General features: G+C 68.3%; 1 protein-coding gene. It reads left to right on the top strand.

The window, feature by feature from the left end; translation table 11 throughout:
* The first annotated feature begins 520 nt into the window (after positions 1-520).
* Positions 521-3,808 carry a CARDB domain-containing protein gene (locus ACWD3D_RS34410; RefSeq protein WP_451464624.1) on the top strand — a complete coding sequence of 1,096 codons (3,288 nt, stop codon included), beginning with the start codon at positions 521-523 and terminating at the stop codon, positions 3,806-3,808.
* The last annotated feature ends 82 nt before the right edge of the window (positions 3,809-3,890 follow it).

Genomic DNA, 3,890 nt, shown 5'->3' with positions numbered 1-3,890 from the left:
GACACCGGTGCAGTCGTCCAGGGACTTGGCGAAGATGTGCAGCGAACTCCCGCACTTCGGGGCGAACTTGTCCCCGGCCGCACCTTGCAGCTGGGGCCACGCCTGGCGGGATGGGCGCGCGATCCGGAAAGACCCGGCGTGGCCCGCGCAACTTCCGTACCTTCCTCCGTGCGTCCCATGATCCCGCTGCGGTCCGCCTGCCCGCGCTGAGCTGCGCGAAGAAGCAAAGGACCATCGTGCCGGTGCGAGAACCGTTGACAAAAGCGGTACCTGCTAGAAACCTGTCACCTCGACACCGCAAAAAATCAACTAGATTCCTCAAATTACCAAGCAATGAACGCGAGTTCGCGGCAGGCGCCCTGCTCCTCGCCCCTGCCGATGTCCCGATCGACCCCCCATCGGCGTACCGGCAGCCCGCACGCGGCCGTTCGCCTGCCCTGCGACGCCACGGCGCCGGACGGTAGGCGCATGCGCTCTTCGTGTCCGGCCGGCGCCGCAGGCCCACGGAACTGAGGACAGCATGAGAGGGAAGCAACGCGGATGGCGGCGGTTCGTCATCGGTGCGGTGGCAGCCGCGCTGATGACCGTCGGCCTTCTGCCGGTCACCGCTTCGGCGGCCGGACGGACCGCCGACCTGGCACTCGGCAGGCCGGCGTCGGCCGGAGGTTCGCTCGGCGCCTACCCGGCGTCGAACGTCACCGACGGCAGTCAGCAGACGTACTGGGAGAGCCCCGGAACGTTCCCGCAGTGGGTCCAGGTGGATCTGGGCGCCACCTCCGCCGTCGACCAGGTGGTGCTGAAGCTGCCGAACACGTGGGAGGCGCGCACCCAGACACTCGCCGTCCAGGGCAGCACGGACGGCTCCGGGTTCAGCACCCTGTCCGCCTCGGCCGCCCGGTCGTTCACCCCGGCCGCGAGCAACACCGTCACCGTCGACTTCACCGCGGCCCAGGTACGCTACGTACGGGTCCTGGTGACCGCCAACACCGGCTGGAACGCGGCGCAGCTCTCCCAGTTGGAGGTCTACGGGGAGGCGTCGGGAGGCACGGATCCCGGCACGCCGACGCCCACCGGCACCAACCTCGCGCTGAACAAGCCCATCGAGGCCTCGTCGTACGCGCAGACCTACGTGGGCACCAACGCCAACGACGACCGGCGTGACACCTACTGGGAGTCGAACGGCTATCCCGCCACGCTGACGGTGAAGCTGGGCTCCGACGCCGACCTCTCCGCCGTCGTGGTCAAGCTCTCACCGGACGCGGCGTGGGGCGCGCGCACCCAGAGCTTCCAGGTGCTGGGGCGGGCGCAGTCCGCCACCGGGTTCACCTCGCTGAAGAGCCAGGCGGACTACGCCTTCTCGCCGTCCGGCAACGGGAACACGGTGACGGTCCCGGTCAGCGGGCGGTACGCCGACGTGCAGCTGAAGTTCTCGTCCAACACCGGTGCTCCCGGTGCCCAGGTGGCCGAGGTCCAGGTCGTCGGGACGGCCGCGCCCAACCCGGACCTGATCCTGACCGACCTGAGCTGGTCGCCCGCCTCCCCCTCGGAGAGCGACGCGGTGACCGTGAACACCACCGTGCGCAACGCGGGTTCGGCGGCGGCCCCCGCGACGACGGTCAATGTCAGCCTGGAGGGCCAGGTCGTCGGCAGCGCCTCGGTGAACGCGCTCGCGGCGGGCGCCTCGGCCACCGTCCCGGTGAGCGTGGGCAAGCGCCCGATGGGTTCGTACTCCGTCTCGGCGGTGGTCGACCCGACCGACACGGTCGTCGAGACGGACAACAGCAACAACAGCCGCACCGCCTCCTCGAAGATGGTGGTCGCGCAGAGCCCCGGGCCCGACCTCCAGGTCACCGCCATCTCCTCCAGCCCGACCAGCCCGGCAGTCGGCGCGGCCGTCACCTTCACCGTATCGGTGAACAACCGCGGTACCACGGCGGTGAGTTCCTCGACGGTGACCCGCCTCCAGGTGGAGAGCACCACGCTGAACGGAACCACCGGAGCCATCCCCGCCGGAGGCACGGTCACCGTGCCGATCAGCGGCAGCTGGACGGCGAAGAGCGGCGGGGCCAATCTGACCGCCACCGCGGACGCGACCGGCGTCGTGGCCGAGACCAACGAGAACAACAACGTGTTCTCGCGGGCCATCGTGGTGGGCCGCGGCGCGGCGGTCCCGTACACCGAGTACGAGGCGGAACAGGGCTCCTACCAGGGCACCTTGCTCACCGCCGACCAGAAGCGCACCTTCGGGCACACCAACTTCGCCACCGAGTCCTCGGGCCGCCAGTCGGTGCGGCTGAACTCCACCGGCCAGTACGTCGAGATCACCTCGACCGTGCCGACCAACTCCCTCGTGGTCCGCAACTCCATCCCCGACGCGCCCGGCGGCGGTGGTACGGAGGCCACGATCAGCCTCTACGTCAACAACGCCTTCGCCCGGAAGCTGACACTCTCCTCCAAGCACAGCTGGCTGTACGGCGACACGGACAGCCCGGAGGGCCTGACCAACCAGCCGCAGGCCGACGCCCGCAGGCTCTTCGACGAGTCGAACGCGCTGCTCGGCCAGACCTACCCGGTCGGCACGAAGTTCCGCCTCCAGCGTGACGCGGGCGACACCGCCTCCTTCTACATCATCGACCTGGTCGACCTGGAGCAGGTGGCGGCGCCGACGGCACAGCCGGCCGGCTGTGTCTCGATCACCACCTACGGGGCCGTGCCCAACGACGGCATCGACGACACCGACGCCATCCAGCGGGCGGTGACGGCGGACCAGAACGGCGAGATCGGCTGCGTCTGGATTCCGGCCGGCCAGTGGCGGCAGGAGCAGAAGATCCTGACCGACGACCCGCTCAACCGGGGTCAGTACAACCAGGTGGGCATCAGGAACGTCACGATCCGAGGCGCGGGGATGTGGCACTCCCAGCTGTACTCCCTCATCCAGCCGCAGAACGCGGGCGGCATCAACCACCCGCACGAGGGAAACTTCGGCTTCGACATCGACGACAACACCACCATCTCCGACATCGCGATCTTCGGTTCCGGCACGATCCGCGGCGGTGACGGCAACGCCGAGGGCGGAGTGGGCCTCAACGGGCGCTTCGGCAGCAACACCAAGATCACCAATGTCTGGCTGGAGCACTCCAACGTCGGGGTGTGGGTGGGCCGCGACTACGACAACATTCCCGATCTCTGGGGTCCCGGTGACGGGGTCGAGTTCACCGGAATGCGCATTCGCAACACCTATGCGGACGGCATCAACCTCTCCAACGGAACCCGCAACTCGACGGTCTTCAACTCCTCGTTCCGGAACACGGGCGACGACTCACTGGCCGTCTGGTCCAACAAGTACGTGAAGAACCAGTCGGTGGACATCGGCCACGACAACCACTTCCGCAACAACACGATCGCCCTGCCCTGGCGGGCCAACGGCATCGCGGTCTACGGCGGGTACGGCAACACCATCGAGAACAACATCGTCTCCGACACGATGAACTACCCCGGAATCATGCTGGCGACCGACCACGACCCGCTGCCCTTCTCCGGGCAGACCCTGATCGCCAACAACGCGCTCTATCGCACGGGCGGGGCCTTCTGGGGCGAGGCGCAGGAGTTCGGTGCCATCACCCTGTTCGCGGCGGGCCCCGACATTCCGGGTGTCACGATCAGGGACACCGACATCCAGGACTCGACGTACGACGGGATCCAGTTCAAGACGGGCGGGGGCTCCGTCCCCGGAGCGCAGATCTCGAACGTCAGGATCTCCAACTCCGTCAACGGCTCCGGCATCCTGGCACACGGCACGACGTCGTGACGTCGTGAATCCGTCCCCGACCGGCGACTTCCGGGACGCGGAAGGCGCGGGAGGGAAACCGAGTCCCGCAGCGGCGATGCGA

It is taken from the genome of Streptomyces sp. NPDC002690 (genome assembly GCF_053592415.1).
Note: the sequence above shows the minus strand (reverse complement) of the source record. Positions and strands in the feature narration are given on the sequence as shown.

Bases quoted from the DNA above. Each gene is read 5' to 3' on its own strand.
- ACWD3D_RS34410 (WP_451464624.1), top strand. From the start codon at position 521: ATGAGAGGGAAGCAACGCGGATGGCGGCGGTTCGTCATCGGTGCGGTG.